Here is a 21509-nt window from a genome sequence, read left to right on the forward strand (position 1 = left end):
ATCAGCCAAAGGTGCCGGACCGCAAACCAATACGGGCGAAGATGCTGCAGGCAGTGTCCGAGATGATGGAAGGCGAGGGGCCGACGGCGCGTCAGCAGGACGTGCTCGACGCCGTGCTGCGCCTGCTCGTCGAGGAAGGCGACCGGCTGACCATGGCGGCGGTTGCGCGTCGCGCCAGCTGCTCCAAGGAAACGCTCTACAAGTGGTTCGGCGACCGCGACGGGCTGCTGACAGCGACCGTGCAGTGGCAGGCAGCCAAGGTGCGCGTCACCCCTGTTGACCGCAAGGGCCTCGACCTTGCCGCACTCACCGCCAGCCTGGAGCGCTTTGCGTCGGACTGGCTGCGGGTGATTTCCAGCGACACCTCGATCGCGCTCAACCGGGTGGCAGTCGGCCATGCCGGCTCGGACAAGCGCGATCTCGGCGCCATCGTGCTGGAGCGCGGTCGTTTCGCGCTGGGCCGGCGGTTGAAGCCGGTGCTGGAAGCCGGCCGGGAAGCAGGCATACTCGAATTCGACGATGCCGAGACGGCATTCCGGACATTCTTTGGGCTGGTCGCCCGCGACGTGCAGATCAGGCTTCTGCTCGGCGACCGGATTGAATTGACTGAGGCGGAGGTCGACGGCGATGCCGTGCGCGCGACGCAGCAGTTCCTGGCTCTTCATGGAGCGAAAACCGGGCCCAAGGCCCTCTGACTGCAAACGGGAAGGAACCCACCAATGCGTGTCTATTACGATCGTGATGCCGATCTCAATCTGATCAAGGGCAAGAAGGTCGCCATCATCGGCTATGGCAGCCAGGGTCGCGCGCATGCGCTGAACCTCAAGGATTCGGGCGCCAAGGAACTGGTGATCGGTCTCAAGGCCGGCTCGGCGACCGCCAAGAAGGTCGAGGCCGACGGCCTCAAGGTGATGACGGTGGCCGAGGCGGCCAAGTGGGCTGACCTGATGATGATGGCGACGCCCGACGAGCTGCAGGCCGACATCTACAAGGACGAGATCGCTCCGAACATCCGCGACGGCGCGGCCATCGCCTTCGCCCACGGCCTCAACGTCCATTTCGGCCTGATCGAGCCGAAGGCTTCGGTCGACGTCGTCATGATCGCGCCGAAGGGCCCCGGCCACACCGTGCGCGGCGAATACCAGAAGGGCGGCGGCGTGCCGTGCCTGGTCGCCGTTCACCAGGACGCTTCGGGCAACGCCCTCGACCTCGCGCTCTCCTACGCCTGCGGCGTCGGCGGCGGCCGTTCGGGCATCATCGAGACCAACTTCAAGGAAGAATGCGAAACCGACCTGTTCGGCGAGCAGGTCGTTCTCTGCGGCGGCCTGGTCGAGCTCATCCGGGCCGGCTTCGAGACTCTGGTGGAAGCCGGCTACGCTCCCGAAATGGCCTATTTCGAGTGCCTGCACGAAGTGAAGCTGATCGTCGACCTGATCTATGAAGGCGGCATCGCCAACATGAACTATTCGATCTCGAACACCGCCGAGTGGGGCGAGTACGTGACCGGCCCGCGCATCATCACCGACGAGACCAAGGCCGAGATGAAGCGCGTCCTCAAGGACATCCAGACCGGCAAGTTCACCTCTGAGTGGATGCAGGAGTACAAGTCGGGTGCCGCCCGCTTCAAGGGCATCCGCCGCGTCAACGACGCCCACCAGATCGAGGAGGTCGGCGCAAAGCTGCGCGGCATGATGCCGTGGATCTCCAAGAACAAGCTTGTCGACAAGGCGAAGAACTGAGCCTGTCGATCCACGGAGTCTTGCTCTGCCTGTCCTCGCGCTCTGCGCAGCGGGCAGGCGGGGTGATCCCCAAGAACAAGCTGGTCGACGAGGCGAAGAACTAACCTTCTTCCATACTGGCAGGAGACAAGGGCCGCGGCAGAGACCGCGGCCCTTTGTTTTTGCTAAGCTCCGATTCGGCGGACGGGCGCGTAGGAGAGGACGAGATGCGACTCGAATCCGCGCTGGAACTTCAGGCAATCATCTTTTCGACGATCTTCAATTTCGTCGAGCTACCTGTCACGGAGGGAGTGGAGCCAGGCCTGCCCGGCCTTTTCCTCGACCCTTATTTGCTCGAGACCAAGGCCGCTCGTCCCAAGAGGGCGACGCGAAAGCGCGCCGCCGAGGACATCGCCCTCGGCGTGAGCCTTGCCGATGGCGACGAGGCGAAGCTGGCGGTGCTCGTGCAGAGCCGCAACAAGCTGCAGAGCCGGGTGGTGGAGCAGATCGTCGAGAGCGCCAGGGGCGAAGCCGAGGTGCTCTATATCGGCCGGCAGAAACCCTTGTGGACGACATTGCGCAACGATCCGATCCGGCTCGGCGCCAGCATCTCGCCGACGACGGTCGAATATTCGGGAACGCTAGGCTGCTTCTGCCGGGACGAGATCAGCGGCCGCGACGGCATTTTGTCCAACAACCACGTTCTGGCCGACGTGAACAATGTCCCGATCGGAACGACGATCATGCAGCCGGGAGCGCGTGATCGCGGCAGGCCGGCCACCGACGTGATCGCGGAATTGCTGCGTTTCGTCCCCGTGCAGTTCGGCGGCATCCCGAACCTGGTGGATTGCGCGGTCGCGGCCCTGACCGACCACGGACGGGCCGAGGACCGCCGCACCCTCTATGACAGCTCCGACGAGCCGCGGCCGGCCGTCACCCTCCAGCCCGGACAACCGGTCGAGGCGGTTCCGGGCATGACCGTCTTCAAGACCGGCCGGACCACAAGGCACACGCGCGGCCGCGTAAGGGCGGTCAACGTCAACAACTACCTCGTCGACATGGGCGTGGGCGTCGCACGTTTCGACGGGCAGATCGCCATCGAGATGGACATGTCGCCGGCGCGGGCCTTCAGCCGTCCCGGCGACAGCGGCTCGCTGATCGTCGACGAGGAGGGCAGGCCGGTGGGGCTGCTGTTCGCGGGCTCCGCCTCGGGAGGGCCGGGAAACGTTGGAATAACGGGTGCAAACCCTATATCCTCGGTGACAAGTCAGCTCGGAGTGACGCTGATCTGAGGCTGGGAATGGCTGACACCAAGCACTCGATGAAAGAAGCCATCGAGATCCAGCGGGCTTTCGAGGAAAGGTTCGCCGGATTCGACGGGGTGGTCGGCGTGGGCATTTGCCTCAACATCGGCCGCGACGATCTGGCGCTCAACGTTCAGGTCGCCAGGAACAAGCAGGCGGCGCAACTACCGAAAACCTTCGACGGGCTGGACGTCATGGTCGACGTGGTCGGAGACGTCAGAGCCTTTTGACGACGTGCGCCGGTTAGCCGTAGTGCCAGGACGGCTTGGGCTCGGTGCCCTCGAACTGGACGCCGACGCGGTCGTTCCTGCGCCAGCGGACGACTGAACGATAGCCGATGCCGTCCACCGGAATGTAGAGCAGGAAACGCTCGGGAACGCGCGCATCGGCCGGGACGCGAAGTTCGGCGCCGCCGCTGTTCTGGTTGCGGACGGTGACGCTGATCTCGGAATTGGTCACACCGGTGATGATCGACGCACCCTTCAGCACTCGGTTGCGGTGTTCGCGCGGTGGTTTGGTTGCGGCGTCGTCGGTCATCGGGAGGCTCGTGGGCGCGCGCATCGAATCGCGCACCGGCAGCCTGCGCCAAATCCGTAAATTTGATGTTATTTACGGGCGCATCGCTGCGACGGTGCCGCAGGCGCCGCAGTCACATCCGATTACGGCTCTGCCTCAGCTGTAAGGCGACCAGCATTGCTGCCGCGGGCCGACATAGGGCTGGAAGGTATTGTCCCAGGCCCGATAGGAGCGGTAGCGGCTGTAGCACCAGCGGATATGTGCCGAAGAGAGCGGACCGGCCCTATAGAGCCGCTGCGGCGCGTAGTAGCGCGGGCGATAGTAGCCCGGGTCGTAAAACGGGTCGTAGTAGCGGTAGGCCGGAATGCCGAAGTTCAGAAAGATGCCCACGCCGCTGTGGCGCCTGGAATAGCGCCGGTACCGCCAGCGATCATCGTCGTCATAACGACGGAAGTGCCGCCAGCGCCGGTAGTCGCCGTCGCGGTGGTTTATGGGCACGACGTCGAGTGCCGGCTGCGTTGCCGCAGGCACAGGCATCCGGGCCAAAGCGACTGGCGCGGCGCTTGCTGACAGCGGGATGCCGGCCACAATGCCGAGGGCCACGAGCCCCCCGCGTGCGAAAGTGGAAAGACCGTGTGTCATGATCGTCTCCTGAAGTGCGAATCCCAAAGGCCCCACACCCCGTATTTTTGGACGGAGATGACGTATTTTGCGCCTTTCACGCTGAACGTGTGATGAACGGTGCAGGTTCCGCGGGGCTTGTGTTTGGGCAGCGATGAAGGCAATGCTCGCCGCCATGTCGCTGCGCCTCGCCACATTCAATGTCGAGAACCTGATGAACAGGTTCGATTTTTCCGGCTATCGCAACCAGCTGAACGAGGACAGGACGCTGGCCCTGTTCGAGATCGGCAGCGAGGCCGAGTACCAACTGCTCGAGAAGGCCCGGGCGATCGCCCATGCCGACGACATGCGCCAACTCACCGCGCTGGCGATCGCCGAGACCAGGGCCGACATCATCTGCATGCAGGAGGTGGACAACATCGAGGCGCTCAAGGCCTTCGAATACGGCTATCTGTTCAAGATGGTGGGGCAGGGCTACCAGCAGAAATACACGACCTCCGGCAACGATTCGCGCGGCATCGACGTCGCCGTGATGATGCGGGCCGAGACCGCACACGGCCAGCCGATCGAGTTCGTGCGCATGACCAGCCACGCGCATGTGACCTTCGAGGAGTTCGGCCTGCATACGCCCGAACTCGCCTCCCTCGGTCAGGAGCCGTTCGAGCGCATCTTCCGTCGCGACTGCCTGGAGATCGACGTCAAGGTCGGCGGCAAACCGCTGACGATCTATTCCGTGCACTTCAAGTCGATGGGATCGCCGCGCAACGGCCTCAACGGGCGCGAGGCGACGATGCCGATCCGCAATGCCGAGGCCAGGGCGGTGCGGCGCATCATCGAGAACCGCTTCGGCAAGGACCACGCCGCCGACAAGCGGTGGGTGATCTGCGGCGACCTCAACGACTACCGCGAGCGCATCGTCATCGGCGGCGACGCCTTCCAAGGCTACAACTTCACACCGGTCGAAGAGACGGCCTCATGCCTGGACGTCTTCCTGGGCGACGGCTTCGCGGAAAATCTGGTGGAACGCCGCCCGGATATGGACCGCTGGACCCTCTACCACACGCGCGGTCCCCAGGAACGGCACCTGTGCCAGCTCGACTACATCCTGGCCTCGCCTTCCTTGGCGCGGATGAATTCGCAGGCGGTCCCCGACATCGTCAGGCGCGGCCAGCCCTGGCGCACCATCTTCCCGCCGGGCCAGGACGTCGACCGGTATCCGCGCGCCGGCTGGGACCGGCCCAAGGCCTCCGACCATTGCCCGGTGGCCGTCACCCTCGACATCGCCTGAGAGTTCAGAAGTGGCCTTCGACATCCCGCGCAACGTGATCCTGCCGGTCGACGTCGTCGACGTGCGCCTCGATTCTGCCCAGCACCCGTTCGAACGCGACAATGCGGCGGCGATCGCGGCCAACTGGGAGGCCGAGAAGGCGCATCGCCCGGCCCTGTTCGACGGCACCGTGGTACTGCTGTCGGAACTCGCCTATCGCGACAACAGCATCGTCGGCCGCTGCCATGCCGTGCGCTTCTCCACCTTCATGCTGTGGCGCAAACTCAAGCCCGTCACCAGCGCCGAGCACGCCTTTGCGCATGCCATGCTGATCTCCAGCGACAATGCGCTGGTGGCGATCCGCATGGGAAGTCACACCGCCAATGCCGGGAAGGTCTATTTCGCGGCGGGTTCCTTCGAGCCGGAGGACTTTCGCGAGGGGCTGGTCGATCTCGACTACAACATGATCCGCGAGGTGCGCGAGGAGACGGGCCTCGACCTGCGCCAGGCGCGCCGGGAGGAGCGCTGCCATGCCTTGTCGGTCGAGAGCGGCACGGTGATCGTGCGCTGCTTTCGCGCCCGCGAAACCGCAGAGCAACTGGCGGAGCGCATCGCGGGCTTCGTGGCGGCCGATCCCGATCCGGAGATCGAGGGGCCGGTCATCATCCGCGGGCGCAATGACCTGCCCGAAGGGCTGATGCCGCACATGCGTCCCCTGGTGGACTGGCATTTTTCGCAGCCTGGCTGAGGGACGCTCGCGGGGCTGCGGCCATACAGTCCGATGCGGGGCGGCAGGCGGCACAGGGCGGCGCGAAATGCGATCGAACGTGCAGCCGACGTGGCGCCGCAGCTTCCAATCCGCCAATTGACAAGCCGGTCCAAGCCTGCCCCCAATTGGCCTCCGAGAAATCCCAAAAGCTCCACAAAGCGGTCGCTCACGTTGCCGACGGCAGGGCAGAAGGAATGAACATGAGAGCTGGACGCAAGTATTTTATCTACGACGTATTCACCCAGCGTCCTCTCGACGGCAATCCACTCGCCGTGGTGATCGATTCGGAAGGGCTCGATACGGCTGCAATGCAGGCGATCGCACGCGAATTCAACCTGTCCGAGACCGCCTTCGTGCTGCCGCCCAAGAACCCGACGCACAAGGCGCGCGTGCGCATCTTCACCCCCGACTACGAGATGCCGTTTGCCGGGCATCCGACGGTCGGCACGGCGATCGCGCTGTCGGAGATGGCGGAGGGGAACGACCTTGCCGGCATTTTCGTGCTCGAGGAGAACATCGGCCTGGTGCGCTGCGCCATCGACAAGCTGGACAACGGTCTGTTCGCCGAATTCGACGTGCCGCGACTGCCCGAACAACTGCCGCTCTCGGCCGATCCGGAGGCCATCGGCGCGGCACTCGGGCTGGGGCCGCATGAGATCGGCTTTGAGAATCACCGCGTATCGCTGTGGTCGGCCGGGGTGCCTTACATCGCCGTGCCGGTGGCCGACCTCAAGGCCGCGGCGAAGGTGAAGCTGAACAACGACGCCTGGATGGAGTTCGCGCCGCGGAAGAGCGACTTCGCGGTGGCCAGCGCCTATGTCTATGGCCGTGAGACGGTGGATCACACCAGTTCGTTCCATGCCCGCATGATCGTGCCCGGCAATCCGTCCTACGAGGATCCGGCGACCGGTTCGGCAGCGGCCGCCTTCGCCGGCGCGATCATGCGCTTCGACCAGCCCACCGACGGCAGCCACCGATTCTGGATCGAGCAGGGAATCGAAATGGGCCGGCCGTCCAGAATCAGGCTCGAGATCGACGTGGCTAGCGGAAAGCTGGCGGCTGCCCGCATCGGCGGACATGCCGTGCGTGTCGCGGAGGGCGTTCTGCTGGCCTGAGGCGCAGGAATTTCGGCCGTCGCGAAGAAAATGTGCCGGATGGGGTGGACAGGCGAAAATGCGTTGGCTATATGCCGCCCACGGTCGCTGAAACGACTGTGTGGGTGCGTAGCTCAGTTGGTAGAGCAGCTGACTCTTAATCAGCGGGTCACAGGTTCGATCCCTGTCGCACCCACCACTTTTCTCCTTAAGACCTGGGACGTTGGCGAGGTTTCCTAACGAAGCCTGGTATTTCGCTACCTGCTCCCGGGGCGGAGTTGGAGTAGAAGCGATCGACGGTCGCCGGATCGATTCCGAAGGGGCGTAGGAGACGCGATGCAGACGCTGCAAGCCGTCCTGGACGAGATCGTCGCGGAAATGTCCGCCCAGGCGGATCGCGGCGAGGTCGCCACTTACATCCCTCAACTCGGCAAGATCGACCCTGGGAAGTTCGGGATAGCCGTCGTGCTCAACGACGGCTCATCGGCGGTTGCCGGCGACGCCGAGGAGCCGTTTTCGGTGCAGAGCATCTCCAAGGTGTTCACCCTGGCTCTGGCGCTCGGGCGCGTCGGCGATTCGTTGTGGAACCGGGTCGGGCGGGAACCGTCCGGAACGCCGTTCAATTCCATCGTCCAGCTCGAGCGGGAGGAGGGGATTCCCCGCAACCCGTTCATCAACGCCGGCGCGATCGTCGTCTCGGACATATTGCTTGCCGGCCACCAGCCGCGCGAGGCGATCGGCGAGATCCTGAGCTTCGTGCGTACGGTGGCGGATGACGACACCATCGTCATCGACGCAGACGTCGCCAACTCAGAGCGCGTAACCGGCTACCGCAATTTTGCCCTCGCCAACTATCTCAAGGGCTTCGGCAACCTGCACCATGCCCCGGAAATGACGCTCGGGGTCTATTTCCACCATTGCGCCATCGCGATGAGCTGCCTGCAACTGGCCAATGCCGGGCGCTTCCTGGCGAGTGCCGGTATGGTTCCGTCGACCGGCCATACCGTCGTCTCAAGCGAGCGTGCCAGGCGCGTCAATGCGCTGATGCTGACCTGTGGCCACTATGACGGCTCCGGCGAATTCGCCTTCCGGGTCGGCATCCCGGGCAAGAGCGGCGTCGGCGGCGGCATATTGGCGATCGTGCCGGGCGTGGCCTCTATCGCCGTCTGGTCGCCGGGCCTGAATGCTCGCGGCAATTCAATGCTCGGCTCGATCGCCCTGGAGCAACTGACCAGGCGGATGAACTGGTCGATCTTCTCCTCCCGGTCCGCCTAGCGTTCCCGCAGCACCACGCCGGCATCTGGACACCGCGTCAAGATCCGCGAATATGGCTGCGCAGGAACGTGTTGCGCAGGCCTCCGTCCGAAGCCGAGGAACGAACCGTGACGATGGTCATTGTTCTGCCGTCGGCCGGAAGATCGCGGCAGCGCTCTCGCCGACGCCGTCATGGCTGGCGAGGTCGGGAGGTCGCATATGGTCGAGGCCAGTCCGAGGAACCAAGGCCAGACGGCCGAGCGGCGGCTGTTTCGGCCTCATCCGAGGACCGCACTGCCGACCTTCGCCGCCACTGCGGCGGTCGTGGCCATACTCTACTTCGCACGCGACGTCTTCCTGCCGCTTGCCATCGCCGTACTCCTGACCTTCGCCCTGGCGCCCATCGTGTCGTCGCTACGGCGACTGGGCATCCCCCGCCTCGCGGCTGTCATCGCCTGCGTTCTGGCGGCATTTGCCGTCGTGGGCGCTTTCAGCTTCGTGGTCGTCTCGCAGGTGGGCGAAGTGGCCGAGAACGTGCCCACCTACCAGGCCAACATCCTCGAGAAAGTCCGCTCGCTCAAGGATGCCGGCAGCGAAGGCGGCATCGTCGACAGGCTGAGCAAGGTCATCGAGCGCGTGGGCCAGGAAATCGAAAAGCCGGAAGTGGCCGAGACGCCTGTGGCCCAGCCATCCCGGCCCGACCCGCTGCTGGTCGAAATCTTCACGCGGCAGAAGCCCATCGAGACACTGCGCAACCTCATCTCGCCGCTTGTCGGGCCGCTGGCGACCGCGGGCCTCGTCGTCGTGGTCGTCATCTTCATGCTGATGGAGCGCGAGGACCTGCGCGACAGGTTCATCAGGCTGGTCGGCTACGGCGACCTGCACCGGACCACGGAGGCGCTGCAGGACGCGGGGCGGAGGGTAGGGCAGTACCTGCTGATGCAGCTGGTGGTGAACGTGCTCTATGGTGTCCCCATCGGCATCGGTCTGTGGCTTCTGGGCATACCGAACGCGATCCTGTGGGGGCTGCTCGCGGTCGTGTTGCGCTTCGTGCCATATATCGGCCCGGCCATCGCGATGATCCTACCGCTGTTCCTGGCGCTCGCCGTGGCGCCCGGCTGGTCGCTCGTGCTGTGGGCGGCGGCGCTGTTCCTCGTCATGGAACTGGTCATCAACAACGTCATCGAACCCTGGCTGTACGGCTCGAAGACCGGGCTGTCGCCGCTGGCCATCATCGTCGCCGCCATCTTCTGGACCTGGCTCTGGGGACCGATCGGGCTGGTGCTGTCAACACCGCTGACGGTCTGCCTGGTGGTCCTCGGAAAACACGTTCCGCAGTTCGAATTCCTTGAAGTGCTGTTCGGCAACGAACCCGTGCTCGATCCCAAGGAGCGGCTCTATCAGCGCCTGCTTGCCGGCGATCCGGACGAGGCGACCGACCATGCCGAGGAGATGCTCGAGGACGAGTACCTGGTCGACTATTACGGCGGCGCGGCGATCCCCGCGTTGCTGCTCGGCGAACGCGACAGGGCACGGGGCGCGATGACCGACGAGCAGCGGACGCGCGTGGCCCAAAGCGCCATGGCGGTCGTCTCGAACCTGCGCGAGATCGCGCAGGACGAGGCAGATGAAGACGATGACGGCGACGTATCGGACGATGCCGAGGACGGCCAAGCCAGCATGGAGCTGCCGGACGGGACGGGCAAATCCGTGCTGTGCATCGGCGGGCGGGGCGAACTAGACGATGCAGCCGCCGCCATGCTTGCCCAGGTCCTGACTGTCCAGGGGGCGGAAGCCCGGACGGCCAGCCATGCGGAGGCCGAGCCGGCCAACATGCGCAACCTTTCGCTCGAAGACGTCGACAGCGCGGTCGTCGGGTTCCTCAACGCCGATTCGCTGAACCACGGACGCTTCCTGGTGCGCCGGCTCAAGCGGTTCAAGCCGACGATCAGGGTTGGGATCGTGCTTTGGTCGGAAAGCAGCCCCGACCTCGATGCGGAGCGGCTTGCGGGCGAACTGAATGCCGACTTCGTGGCATTCGACATCACGGGCGCCGTGACCGGCGCGCTCGCCGACGCACCCGCGGTGCCGCTGAGGCCCACCAGGCGCAAGATGCGGCGCCCTGCGCCGGCAAAGCGCACCAGCAAGGCCAGGGAAAAGGCGGCCGGCTGATCATCGGCCGAGGCCCGGACCGCCGCGGCACCCGCCGATCGCTGCCCGATTGCTGCCGACATGCGGCTGCATGCCGGCTGTCGAAGGGATTCGCCGGTCCGGCACGAAAAAGGTGTCATGGATCATTTTTCGCCTCCGTGCATTGTAGGTTCGGCGGGCGATGCAACCTTTTGGGAGTGACGGTAATGAAGATGGCTGGTGTGAGTATCGCGCTTCTCTTGACGCTGGCGGCCTGTTCGCAGACCGAGCAGGGAGCGGCTATCGGGGGTCTCGGAGGCGCGGCGATCGGAAGTGCCGTTGCCGCACCCGGAAATCGCGCCGAGGGTGCGCTTGTCGGTGGCGCCGTCGGCGCAGTGGCCGGTGCGCTGATCGGCCGGGCCAACGAGCCCAACCAGTGCCGCTATCGCGACCGCTACGGCCGCACCTACATCGCGGAATGCCCGCGCGGATATTACTGAGCGCGAACTGCATAGCTTCGAAGATGCCGGGGGCGCCGACGCGCCTTCGGCATCTTGCCGATTGTCCGGACGTCCAAGCCGACTCAGATGCTATCCGCTTGCCGAAGCACGGTCATTTTGCCGCCTGACTGGCAGGCGGCCGACCGGATTGCCCACTGTTGGGCTCCGCCCCGACCATCCGATGTTCAAGACGGGGACAAAATGCTCCTTCGCAGTGGCCGGCGAAAAATGACGTTCCACAATCTTGCCAAAATTAGCAATCGACAAAGTCTATTAATTTTATAGACTAACGGCATGATGGAGATTGCGATGGCACAGACCCAGTATCTCTCGAGTGGCCGCGCCGCACAGTCGGCGGCTACTGCTGGCAAGCCGGCTACGGTTGCGCAGCTGGTTTCCTACCTCATCTTCACGGTCTCGTTCGGCTTCACCGTGGCGATGGTGATCGGATTGATCCACTAGACGGATCGTTTGGGCGCCGATGGGCGCACTGTTCCCTCAATCGAATCGAAGAAGGTTTTCAAAGTACCGCCTGCATTGGCGCGGGCGGTGACAAGACTGTTTCTGACAGGACGGAGGAGATGCGATGCAGATCGACATCACCCGTTGCCCCGGGCGGCGTTGCCGACAGTGACGAGCTTCACCCTTCCTACTTTTCCGACACCGCACATGCCGTCGGGTACGGCACTGAAGGTGGCGGGCAAGCATACCGGTCTGTTCGAGTTGCCGGCCAGCGGGTCGGAAGAGACGCGACGTCTGACGGAGCGGGTCACGGTTGCAGTGCAGCCCTTCGGCAGGGCCGGGAGGATGACGCCAATGCGATCGAAGCGTTCGGCCAGGAGATCATCCCGCAGGTCCGCAGGACGTCGAAGCGCCACGATGCGCCGCCGCCGGGCCGCAGAGGCAATCCGGTGCAGTTGCGCCGCGTCGTCTAGGGCCCTAGGCGTGATACACCACGCCTGGCACGACGTCGTCGTTGTCGGCGTCGCAGACCTGGGCCAGGCTGCGGTTGTCGAGCACCCCGGCGATGGCCTGCCTGACCTCCAGCATCATGTGGCGGATCTGGCAGGTCGCCTCGTCGCAGTCGTCGCAGGGCTGGTACTGGGTGCGGCTGGCGCACGGAATGGGCGCCAGCGGCCCGTCGAGCACACGCACGACATGGCCGATCCTGATCTCGGTGGCCGGCTTGGCAAGCCGGTAGCCGCCGTCCTTGCCCTTGCGGCTCTGGACGAAGCCGGCATTGCGCAGCTCGCCGAGGATGGCGTCGAGGAACTTTTTCGGGATGTTGTTGGCGGCGGCGATGTCGCCGACGAAGGCCAGCTGGCCCGGCGGCAGTTGCGATAGATGGACGAGGGCCTTGAGGCCGTATTTGCCTTTTTTAGTCAGCATTGCGAGAACGCATCATCGACTTCGGCTGCCAGTCGCAGCGAGTTGCACAGGGCCGCGGATGACGATTCGTCCCCATCGCATTCCGGCTGTCATTAGAGATAAATTCCAGCGACTTGATATACAAGCCGAAAGACGTTGAGATTCAGCAAGTTTCGGCCATTTTGGCGCGTGATCCGCCAAATTGCCGGCGACCGGCGCCAACCGCGATGCCCGGCCGGCGCCGCCTGGTCAAAAATGGCGAAAGCCGGCGCGGGCCGGCTTTCCCATATGCGGCGGCGACGCCGGCTGGTTCAGCGCTTTCCGTAGATCTGTTCCAGCAGGCCGCCGGGACCGAAATGTTCCTTCTGGATATTGTCCCAGCCGCCGAACACGTCTTCCACCGTCACGAGGCGGACGTCGGGGAACTGCGACTTGAATTCCGCGGCGACGGCGGCATCATGGACACGGTTGCCGTATTCGGCGGCGATGCGCTGGCCTTCGGTGGTGTAGAGGAAATCGAGATAGGTCTTGGCGAGATCGCGCGAGCCGCGCTCGTCGACCACCTTGTCGACGATGGCGACCGGGAACTCGGCGAGCAGGCTGACCGAGGGGGTGACGCTCTCCACCTTTTCGGTGCCGTACTCCCTGGCGATGCCGCGTGTCTCGGCTTCGAAGGTGATCAGCACGTCGCCGATGCCGCGTTCGACGAAGGTGGTGGTGGCGGCGCGGCCGCCCGTGTCGAACACCGGCACGTTGTCAAACAGCTTGGCGACGAATTCCTTGACCTTGGCCTCGTCGCCCTTGAACGCCTCCTTGGCGTAGGCGGTGGCGGCGAGATAGGTGTAGCGCGCGTTGCCCGAGGTCTTGGGGTTCGGGAAGATCACCTGCACGTCGTCGCGGACGAGATCGGACCAGTCCTTGATGTTCTTCGGGTTGCCGGCGCGGACGAGGAAGGACGGCAGCGAATAGAAGGGCGAGGCCTGGTTGGGGAAGTCCTTCTGCCAGTCGTCGGACACGAGGCCGTTCTTGACCAGGAAATCGATGTCGATCACCTGGTTGAAGGTGACGACGTCGGCCTGCAGCCCCTCGACGATGGAGCGTGCCTGCTTGGAGGTGCCGGCATGCGACTGGTCGACGGTGACCCCTGGATTTGCCGCGGCGAATGCCTTGTTCTCGGCGGCGAAGAGCTCGCGGGCAACGTCGTAGGAGGCGTTGAGAATCTTGTCGACGGACTGTGCCTGGGCCGGACCCGCGAGGATCGCGGCAAGCGCCGCACCGACGAGTAGGAAGCGTTTCATTGGGGCGTTCTCCTGAGACTTGCGGCAAATTTCTTAAGTGGCTGCAAGTTAGCGGGGAGCGGCCGTGAGGAGGAGGCAGAGGCAGGTTGCCTCTGCATGATCGCGTGGAACGGAAACCCAAAGATCGGTCGATTCCAGAAATCAGTTTCCAGGGTGATGTAATACTCGCCGTCCAGAGAGCAACGGCCGACTATTTGTCGCTCACGCCGGCCTCGGCGAAGCTCGCCATCCTGGCGTGGCATTCGAGCGCCGAGCGGACGATGTTGACGGCAAGGCAGGCGCCGGAGCCTTCGCCCAACCGCATGCCCATGTCGAGCAACGGCGCGAGCCCGAGAGCTTCGAGCAGTTGCCTGTGGCCAGCCTCTGCCGAGACATGGGCGGCAAGCGTGTGGGCGAGGCCCTGCGGGTGGAGCTTCGCCAGCGGCGCGGCCGCCGCGGTGACGACAAAGCCGTCGAGCAGGACCGGAATGCCATGATGGCGCGCGGCGAGCGTGGCGCCGAGAATGGCGGCAAGCTCGCGGCCGCCGAGAGTGGCGGCGACGGCCAGCGGATCTGCGAGGCTTGCTGCGTGGCGGGCGAGGCCGGCATCGATCGCCACGAACTTGCGGGCGAGGCCGCTGTCATCGACACCGGTACCGCGGCCGGCCCATAGCCGGCCGTTCCCACCGAACAGGCCGGCGGCGATTGCAGCTGCCGGGGTGGTGTTACCGATGCCCATTTCGCCGAAGCAGATGAGGTCGAGGTCGTCGTCGACAGCTTCATAGCCGGTGGAGACGGCGGCGAGGAATTCCGTCTCGCTCATCGCCACGGTCTGGGTGAAATCCCCGGTAGGGTGGTTGAGGTCGAGCGGGATCACCGAAAGCTCGGCGCCGGCGAGGCGGGCTAGCTGGTTGATCGCAGCACCACCGCCGGCGAAATTGGCGACCATCTGCACCGTCACTTCGGACGGATAGGCCGACACGCCTTGCGCAGTGACGCCGTGGTTGCCGGCGAAGACGATGACCTTGACCTTATCCAGCCTGGGCATCTCGCGGCCCTGCCAGCGGCCGAGCCAGGCGGCGATGGTTTCCAGCTTGCCGAGGCTGCCGCGCGGCTTGGTCAGCGTGTCTTGGCGGGCGGCGACGGCTTGTGCCGCGGCGTCGCTGCCGGCCGGCAAGTCGAGGCAGGCACTGCGCAATTCATCGAGCGATTTGAAGGCCATGGCTGCGAAAACTCCGAAATTGAATCAAGCCAGGATGACGGATGCGGTGAAGAGGAGGGCGATCTCGCCGAGTTGTTGCAGGGCGCCGATGGTATCGCCGCTCTGGCCGCCGATCTGGGCGAGGCACAGCTTCCTGAAGGCGAAGAACAGGACGGCGAGGCAAAGTGCGGCGACGATCGCGCCCTTGAGGCCGAGGAAGAACAGGCCGAGCCCGCCGATGACAAGTGCTGCGATCACAACCTCGTCGGCGACCGCGCCGACGCCTGCGGCCAGCCCGTCGACGCGTGCCTGCGGCAGGTGGCGCATGAAGGCCGGGATCAGCGCGCGCGAGCCGACATGGGCGGCGACGAGCGCGGCGAATACGGGCGCGGGGTCTTCCAATCCTGCAATCGCGCTCCAGCGGGCGAGGATGGAGAGCGCAAGCGCGCAGGCGCCGTAGCTGCCGATGCGGCTGTCGCGCATGATCTCGAGCTTGCGCTCGCGCGTGCGGCCGCCGCCGAAGCCGTCGGCGGTGTCGGACAGGCCGTCTTCGTGCAGGCAGCCTGTGACCAGCATGCCGGTTGCAACCGCCAAGGCTGCGGCAAGGTTGGGTGCAAGGCCAACCGTAGAGCCCGCGGCAAAGGCGAGCCACGCCAAGTGTGCCACGGCGAGGCCGGCGAGCGGCGCGGTCCAGATGGCGTCGGCAAGCGACCGGTCCCTGACCTCGAAATGGGGCAGCGGCAGGCGCGTGAAGAAGACGAGCCCGAGGCGGATGTCGTCGAAGAGCGTCGCCGGCGTGACCATCTCAGCCTCGCGCGATGGCATGGAAGAAAGTGCCGGTAACGTGCCCGCGACGGCCGCCGAAGCTGCCGAGCGGATTGCCCTGGCCGTCGGCCAATTTACCCAGCGGGGTATCGTCACCGCGCTCGACCGTCTGGGCATAGTGGAATTCGTGGCCGCGGATGACGCTGCCTTCTGCGCCGAGCGGGCAGGGTGCCGAAAGCGTCGCCTGGCGGTAGCCAAGGTTCATCTTGCGCTTGGCGAAGCTGGTGGCATGGCCGAGCAGGCCGAGCATCGGATGGGTGACGCCGTCGGCATCCTCGATGGAGCGGCCAAGCACCATGAAGCCGCCGCACTCGCCATGGACGGGCTTCGCTTCGGCGAAACGGCGCGTGCCCGACAGGAAGTTGCCGGCAGCGCCAAGGCGGCCGGCGTGCAGTTCGGGATAGCCGCCGGGCAGCCAGCAGACGTCGCAGGAGGCGTCGGGCCCCTCGTCGGCGAGCGGCGAGAACGGCACCAGTTCGGCCCCCATGGCGCGCCAGTGGGCGGCGACATGCGGGTAGAGGAAGGTGAAGGCGGCATCGTGGGCGAGCGCGATGCGCTGGCCGGGCGGCGGCAAGGCGAATGACTGGTCGCCCGCCACGGGCGCCAGCGGCGTCGCCAGTTCGACGATGGCGTCGAGGTCAAGCGAGCGTTCGACCATGTCGGCGAGCTTTTCGATGTGGGCGAACAGGTCGGCGTGCTCTTCTGCCTGGACGAGGCCGAGGTGGCGTTCGGGGATGGACAGCGTGGGGTCGCGCAGGATGGCGCCGACGACGGGCAGGCCGAGCGCCGCGATGGCGTCGCCGGCTAGTTTCCTGTGGCGGTCGCTGCCGAGGCGGTTGAGCACGACGCCGGCGATGCGGACGTCGGGATCGTAGGTGGCAAAGCCCTTGGCGATCGCCGCGGATGTCTGCGACTGGCCCGACACGTCGAGCACGAGCAGCACGGGTAGGTCGTAGAGGCGGGCGAGATCGGCGGCGGAGCCGGAGCGGCCTCTCTCGGCCGGGATGCCGTCGAACAGGCCCATGGCGCTTTCGAGGATCACCAGTTCGGCATCGGCCGATGCGTCGGCGGCAAGCGCGTTGAGCAGCGACGGTGGCATCGCCCAGCTGTCGAGATTGACGCCGGGCAGGCCGGTTGCGGCGGCATGGAAGCCTGGGTCGATGTAGTCCGGGCCGGATTTTGCGCCGCGCACCTTGATGCCGCGGCGGGCGAGCGCGCGCAAAAGTCCGATGGTGACGCTGGTCTTGCCGGAGCCGGAGCGCGGGGCGCCGATGATGAGGCCGCGCGCCGTCATTTTTGTCCCATCAGTTCGGCGCGCAGCGAAACGATGCCGCCGACGACGATGAGGGCCGGCGAGACGACCTTTTCGCGCTCGGCGGTGGTGATCAGCGTGCCGAGCGTGGCGGTGACAGTGCGCTCCTGAGGCATCGAGGCGTTTTCGACGAAGGCGGCCGGCGTGTCAGCCGACAGTCCGCCGGCCATGAGCTCGGCCACCGTTTCGGCCATGTGGGTCAGGCCCATGTAGATGACGATGGGCTGGCCGGTGCGGGCGAGGGCCGCCCAGTCGGGGCGGTCGTCGCTGACGGCCGCAAAGCCGGTGGCCAGGATGATCGCGCCGTTGACGCCGCGCATGGTGGCGGGGATGCCCGCCGAGGACAGGCCGCCGAAGGCCGAGGTGATGCCCGAGAGAACCCGCCAGGGGATGTTTTCGCGGGTCAGCACCAGCGCTTCCTCGGCACCGCGGCCGAAGACGAAGGGATGGCCGCCCTTGAGCCGCACGACCTTGCGGCCCTCGCGTGCCAGCCTGATTAGCAGCGCGTTGATGTCGCCCTGCGGGATCGACAGCCGGCCGCCGCGCTTGCCGACGAAGAACTTTTCCGCCTGCTCGGCGACGGCGACGATCTCGGGCGACACCAGCGCGTCGTGCACCAGCGCGTCGGCCTGGGCGAGCGCCGAAAGAACGTCGAGCGTCAGCAGGCCGAGATCGCCTGGGCCGGCGCCGGCGAGCCAGACATGGCCCGGCTTGAGCTGGTGTGGCTTGTAGTTCAAACGCGAGATGGCAGTTTCAAGGCTCATGCGTGTCGCTTTCGGCGATGACGCGCAGGCTCGGCCAGCCTATAGATCGCGTCATGAATGAAGAAGATCGTCCGCTCAAGCGCGGCTGGACCACCGGCGCCTGCGCCACCGCCGCCACCAAGGCAGCATGCATGGCATTGAAGACCGGTGTGTTTCCAGACCCGGTGGAGATTGTGCTGCCGGGCGGCCAGGCCGTAGCCTTTACGCTGGCGAGACACGAGCGCGGCGACGATTGGGCGATGGCCGGCATCGTCAAGGATGCCGGCGACGATCCCGATGTGACGCACGGTGCGCTGGTGATGAGCACGGTGCGTCCGGGCGCGGCTGGCAGCGGCGTGGTGTTCAGGGCGGGCAAGGGCGTGGGCACGGTGACGCGGCCTGGGCTGCCGATCCCGCCGGGCGAAGCCTCGATCAATCCGGTGCCGCGCAAGATGATCGCCGGCGTCGTCTCCGAGGTGCTGGGCGAGGGCGCCGATGTCGAGGTCGAGATTTCTGTCGCCGGCGGCGAGGAGATGGCGCTCAAGACGCTCAACCCGCGCCTCGGCATCCTCGGCGGCATCTCGATCCTCGGAACGACGGGCATCGTCATTCCCTATTCCTGCTCGGCCTGGATCCATTCCATCCATCGCGGCGTCGACGTGGCGCGCGCCATGGGCTTCGACCATGTCGCGGGCTCGACCGGCAACGCTTCCGAGATGGCCGTGCAGAAGTTCCATGGTTTGCACGAGGTGCAACTGATCGACATGGGCGACTTCGTCGGCGGCATGCTGAAATACATCCGCGCCCATCCGGTGCCGAAGGTGACCATCGCCGGCGGCGTCGCCAAGATGACCAAGCTGGCTCAAGGCCTGCTCGACCTGCATTCGAGCCGCGGTTCGGCCGATCTGGACGGGCTGGCTGGCGTTGCTGTGGAAGCTGGCGCCGACGCCGAGCTCGAATCTCGCATCAAGGGTGCCAACACGGTGGCGGAAGCCTTCATCGAGGCGAAGAAGGCCGGCATCGCCATCGGCGACGCGGTGGCAAGCGCTGCCTGGCGCACGGCCGCAAGCGTGTTCGACAACCCCGACATCGCGGTCGAGATTCTGGTCTTCAACCGCGAGGGGGAGTTGAGGGGGCATGCGCCCTTCGCCGCCTCTCATAGCCCGTCGCGGCCCCTGAAACGGCGCTGATAGTAGGCGTCGTAGAGCGAGCTTTCGCGGAAATCCTCGGCCGCCAGCGACTGCCCGACGAAGATGATGGCGGTGCGCTCGATCGGGTCCCTGGCCAGTTCGGCTGCGATGGTCGACAGCGTGGCCCTGACGATGCGCTCGTCCGGCCAGGAAGCGCGGAAGACGACCGCGACCGGGCAATCCGCCCCGTAATGCGGAGCAAGCTCCGCCACCACCTGGTCGATGGCGTGGATCGACAGGTGCACGGCAAGTGTCGCTCCAGTACGGCCGAATCCGGCCAGCGTTTCGCCCGGCGGCATCTTCGAGGCGCGGCCGGAGGTTCGGGTCAGCACCAGGCTCTGGGCGACTTCGGGGATGGTCAACTCGCGCTTCAGCGCCGCCGCAGCTGCGGCGAAGGAAGGCACGCCGGGGGTCAGCGTGTAGGGGATACCGTGCCTTTCCAGCCGGCGGATCTGTTCAGCGACGGCGCTCCACACCGAGAGGTCGCCTGAATGCAGGCGCGCGACGTCGTGACCGGCCTTGTGGGCCGCGACGTATTCCGCCTCGATCTCGTCGAGCGACATCGGAGCTGTGTCGACCAACCGGGCGTCGGTGGGGCAATAGGACAAAAGCTCCGGCGAGACGATGGAGCCGGCGTAGAGGCAGACCGGGCAGGAGCCGAGCAGGCGGCTGCCGCGTACCGTGATGAGATCTGCCGCGCCCGGGCCGGCGCCGATGAAATGTACGGTCAAGCTGTGGCTCCAGAAGTGGCGATGGCGCAGGTGGCGGGGCCGACAATCGTGCGCGGGCCGAGCAGGGTGGCATCGGTGCCGGCAGCGGCGAGGGCAGCTGCTTCCGATACCGACGGCGTGCCGGCGGCTTCCTGCGAGGCCTGCGAGTGGCTGAGCGTGCGGGATTCTGCGGCGGCGAGTGCTGCGTCATCGACGACGAGCAGCGGCAGGTCGAGGCGGCGGGCGGCGGCAAGGATGCCGGGCTCGTCGCGCTTCAGGCTTGCGGTGGCGAGCGCGGTCAATGCGGTGACCGCGAGGCCATGGCCTTCGAGCGCGGTTTCGATTGCCGAGAGGATGTCTTCGTGCGCCGCGCCTTTGCGGCAGCCGATGCCTGCAACCATCATGGCTTGACCCAGCTCCACTGCGTGACCGGCATCGCCGGCCGCCAGCCGGTCATCGAGCCTACAGGGGCGGCGCGGGAGACTTGAAGGCGCAAAAGCTCGCCGCCGAGCGCGGCATGGCGCGCCAGCAGCAGCGCTTCCATTTCGAGCGTAACGGCGTTGGCGATCAGCCGGCCGCCGGGGCGGAGCGCCGCGATGGCCGCGTCGAAGACGCCGGGTTCCGAGCCCCCGCCGCCGATGAAGACCACGTCGGGCGTGGGCAGGCCGGCCAGTGCCTCGGGCGCGGCGCTGCTGACGACGGTCAAACCGGGCACGCCGCAGTTGGTGGCGTTGCGCGCGATCCGCTCGGCGCGTTCGGCATTGTGCTCGATGGCGATGGCGCGCAGCGAGGGGTGGCAGAGCATCCACTCGATGGAGATCGAGCCTGATCCTCCGCCAATGTCCCACAGCAGTTCGCCACGGCGCGGGGCGAGGGTGGATAGCGTCACGGCGCGGATTTCGCGCTTGGTGATCTGGCCGTCGTGCTCGAACAGATCGTCGGCGAGACCCGAGGCGAGCGGCAGGACGCGTGCCTGAGGACCTGATTCAATCTCGAGCGCCAAAACGTTGAGTGGATTGATGTTTTCGAGGCCGAAGCTGTTGGCGCGGGCCGTTCGGATGCGCTCGCTGTCGCCGCCCAATGCTTCGAGCACGGTCAGGCGCGAGGCGCCGAAGCCGCTGTCGGCGATGAGCGCTGCGATCTGGGCAGGGGCTTCACCATCGGAGGTGAGCGCGATGATGCGCGCGCCGTGATGCAAGAATGGGCGGATCAGGTCGATGGCATGGCCGTGCAGCGAGATCGTCTCGCTGTCCTGCAGTGCCCAGCCGAGCCTGGAGGCGGCGAGCGAGAAGGACGAGGGGGCGGGCAATACGCGCATTTCGGTAGGCGGCACGGCTCGGGCCAAGGTGACGCCGACGCCGTAGAGAAATGGATCGCCCGACGCCAGCACGCAGACGTTTTCGCCGTGCAGGGCGACGACATCGCGCATCTCGCTGTCGAAGGGCGTCGGCCAGGGGCGGGCCGCGCCGCGGATCAGTTCGGCCGCCAGCGCCAGATGGCGCTTGCCGCCGAAGACGTGGCTCGCGGCCAAAATCGCGCGCTTGGCCTCGTCGCCGAGACCCGCCACACCGTCCTCGCCGATGCCGACGACGGTCAGCCATCTTTGTGCTGCGTCACGTACCATTGTCATGTCTCGTCGCCCCTCATCCGCCTGCCGGCACCTTCTCCCCGCAGGCGGGGAGAAGGAAGAAGCGGCGACGTCGATGTTCC

23 protein-coding genes and 1 tRNA gene are annotated in these 21509 nt (G+C 66.0%); 13 read left to right on the forward strand and 11 right to left on the reverse strand.

Annotated elements, in window-relative coordinates; genetic code table 11:
- The first annotated feature begins 41 nt into the window (after positions 1–41).
- The 4 genes from PV773_RS03905 (at position 42) to PV773_RS03920 (ending at position 3252) form a co-directional block, all read left to right on the forward strand.
- Positions 42–695 carry a TetR/AcrR family transcriptional regulator gene (locus PV773_RS03905; protein ID WP_347965088.1) on the forward strand — a complete coding sequence of 218 codons (654 nt, stop codon included), beginning with the start codon at positions 42–44 and terminating at the stop codon, positions 693–695.
- Positions 696–719: 24 nt separating this feature from the next.
- Positions 720–1739: a ketol-acid reductoisomerase gene (ilvC, locus tag PV773_RS03910; RefSeq protein ID WP_340038812.1), complete on the forward strand. Its 1020-nt coding sequence runs from the start codon at positions 720–722 to the stop codon at positions 1737–1739.
- Between the two features lie 206 nt (positions 1740–1945).
- On the forward strand, positions 1946–3010 hold the full coding sequence (locus tag PV773_RS03915) for a trypsin-like peptidase domain-containing protein (RefSeq protein ID WP_347965089.1): 1065 nt from the start codon (positions 1946–1948) through the stop codon (positions 3008–3010).
- 8 nt (positions 3011–3018) lie between these two features.
- Complete coding sequence (locus PV773_RS03920) at positions 3019–3252, forward strand: hypothetical protein (RefSeq protein ID WP_347965090.1); 234 nt, start codon at positions 3019–3021, stop codon at positions 3250–3252.
- A gap of 13 nt (positions 3253–3265) precedes the next feature.
- On the opposite strand, the gene PV773_RS03925 is transcribed toward PV773_RS03920, so the two are convergent.
- Together PV773_RS03925 and PV773_RS03930 are read right to left on the reverse strand one after the other, a co-directional pair.
- On the reverse strand, positions 3266–3559 hold the full coding sequence (locus tag PV773_RS03925) for a PilZ domain-containing protein (RefSeq protein WP_347965091.1): 294 nt from the start codon (positions 3557–3559) through the stop codon (positions 3266–3268).
- Between the two features lie 135 nt (positions 3560–3694).
- On the reverse strand, positions 3695–4180 hold the full coding sequence (locus PV773_RS03930; protein ID WP_347965092.1) for a BA14K family protein: 486 nt from the start codon (positions 4178–4180) through the stop codon (positions 3695–3697).
- 154 nt (positions 4181–4334) lie between these two features.
- Between PV773_RS03930 and PV773_RS03935 the strand changes: the two genes are divergently transcribed.
- The 8 genes from PV773_RS03935 to PV773_RS03970 all read left to right on the forward strand — a co-directional run bounded on the left by PV773_RS03935 (position 4335) and on the right by PV773_RS03970 (position 11635).
- Positions 4335–5447: an endonuclease/exonuclease/phosphatase family protein gene (locus tag PV773_RS03935; protein WP_347965421.1), complete on the forward strand. Its 1113-nt coding sequence runs from the start codon at positions 4335–4337 to the stop codon at positions 5445–5447.
- 10 nt (positions 5448–5457) lie between these two features.
- The gene (locus PV773_RS03940; protein ID WP_347965093.1) at positions 5458–6174 is read left to right on the forward strand and encodes a hypothetical protein; all 717 of its coding nucleotides are present in this window, start codon (positions 5458–5460) and stop codon (positions 6172–6174) included.
- A 215-nt stretch (positions 6175–6389) separates the two neighbouring features.
- Positions 6390–7310 (forward strand): PhzF family phenazine biosynthesis protein, encoded by a 921-nt coding sequence (locus PV773_RS03945; RefSeq protein ID WP_347965094.1) that lies wholly within the window; start codon positions 6390–6392, stop codon positions 7308–7310.
- A 102-nt stretch (positions 7311–7412) separates the two neighbouring features.
- A tRNA-Lys gene (locus tag PV773_RS03950) sits at positions 7413–7488 on the forward strand.
- Positions 7489–7625: 137 nt separating this feature from the next.
- On the forward strand, positions 7626–8564 hold the full coding sequence (locus PV773_RS03955; protein ID WP_347965095.1) for a glutaminase: 939 nt from the start codon (positions 7626–7628) through the stop codon (positions 8562–8564).
- 198 nt (positions 8565–8762) lie between these two features.
- Entirely contained in the window at positions 8763–10715 is a 1953-nt protein-coding gene (locus PV773_RS03960; protein WP_347965096.1) for an AI-2E family transporter, read from the forward strand.
- Positions 10716–10900: 185 nt separating this feature from the next.
- Positions 10901–11173: a glycine zipper domain-containing protein gene (locus PV773_RS03965; RefSeq protein WP_347965097.1), complete on the forward strand. Its 273-nt coding sequence runs from the start codon at positions 10901–10903 to the stop codon at positions 11171–11173.
- A 309-nt stretch (positions 11174–11482) separates the two neighbouring features.
- The gene (locus PV773_RS03970; protein WP_347965098.1) at positions 11483–11635 is read left to right on the forward strand and encodes a hypothetical protein; all 153 of its coding nucleotides are present in this window, start codon (positions 11483–11485) and stop codon (positions 11633–11635) included.
- Positions 11636–12112: 477 nt separating this feature from the next.
- Here PV773_RS03970 and PV773_RS03975 read toward each other — a convergent pair whose 3' ends face one another.
- From PV773_RS03975 to cobA, 6 genes are all read right to left on the reverse strand, one after another.
- Complete coding sequence (locus tag PV773_RS03975) at positions 12113–12562, reverse strand: Rrf2 family transcriptional regulator (RefSeq protein WP_347965099.1); 450 nt, start codon at positions 12560–12562, stop codon at positions 12113–12115.
- Positions 12563–12852: 290 nt separating this feature from the next.
- Positions 12853–13839: a sulfate ABC transporter substrate-binding protein gene (locus PV773_RS03980; protein WP_347965100.1), complete on the reverse strand. Its 987-nt coding sequence runs from the start codon at positions 13837–13839 to the stop codon at positions 12853–12855.
- A 190-nt stretch (positions 13840–14029) separates the two neighbouring features.
- Complete coding sequence (gene cobT, locus PV773_RS03985; protein WP_347965101.1) at positions 14030–15040, reverse strand: nicotinate-nucleotide--dimethylbenzimidazole phosphoribosyltransferase; 1011 nt, start codon at positions 15038–15040, stop codon at positions 14030–14032.
- A gap of 24 nt (positions 15041–15064) precedes the next feature.
- A complete protein-coding gene (gene cobS, locus PV773_RS03990) occupies positions 15065–15823 on the reverse strand; it encodes an adenosylcobinamide-GDP ribazoletransferase (protein ID WP_347965102.1) in 759 nt (252 codons plus the stop codon).
- A gap of 1 nt (position 15824) precedes the next feature.
- Complete coding sequence (locus PV773_RS03995) at positions 15825–17138, reverse strand: cobyrinate a,c-diamide synthase (protein WP_347965103.1); 1314 nt, start codon at positions 17136–17138, stop codon at positions 15825–15827.
- The gene (gene cobA, locus PV773_RS04000) at positions 17135–17920 is read right to left on the reverse strand and encodes a uroporphyrinogen-III C-methyltransferase (RefSeq protein ID WP_347965104.1); all 786 of its coding nucleotides are present in this window, start codon (positions 17918–17920) and stop codon (positions 17135–17137) included. Before cobA ends, PV773_RS03995 begins: the two co-directional genes overlap by 4 nt.
- Before the next feature lie 53 nt (positions 17921–17973).
- Here cobA and PV773_RS04005 point away from each other — a divergent pair, with 53 nt between their 5' ends.
- Entirely contained in the window at positions 17974–19089 is a 1116-nt protein-coding gene (locus PV773_RS04005) for a cobalt-precorrin-5B (C(1))-methyltransferase (protein WP_347965105.1), read from the forward strand.
- Here the strand turns inward: PV773_RS04005 and cobM are convergent.
- The 3 genes from cobM to cbiE are packed head-to-tail and all read right to left on the reverse strand — an operon-like array spanning position 19056 to position 21429.
- On the reverse strand, positions 19056–19820 hold the full coding sequence (gene cobM, locus PV773_RS04010; protein ID WP_347965106.1) for a precorrin-4 C(11)-methyltransferase: 765 nt from the start codon (positions 19818–19820) through the stop codon (positions 19056–19058). The genes PV773_RS04005 and cobM overlap by 34 nt on opposite strands.
- Positions 19817–20203 carry a cobalamin biosynthesis protein gene (locus tag PV773_RS04015; RefSeq protein ID WP_347965107.1) on the reverse strand — a complete coding sequence of 129 codons (387 nt, stop codon included), beginning with the start codon at positions 20201–20203 and terminating at the stop codon, positions 19817–19819. Before PV773_RS04015 ends, cobM begins: the two co-directional genes overlap by 4 nt.
- On the reverse strand, positions 20200–21429 hold the full coding sequence (gene cbiE, locus PV773_RS04020) for a precorrin-6y C5,15-methyltransferase (decarboxylating) subunit CbiE (RefSeq protein WP_347965108.1): 1230 nt from the start codon (positions 21427–21429) through the stop codon (positions 20200–20202). Before cbiE ends, PV773_RS04015 begins: the two co-directional genes overlap by 4 nt.
- Positions 21430–21509 lie beyond the last annotated feature (80 nt).

This window comes from Mesorhizobium sp. CC13 (assembly GCF_039907765.1).
GTDB lineage: Bacteria > Pseudomonadota > Alphaproteobacteria > Rhizobiales > Rhizobiaceae > Aminobacter.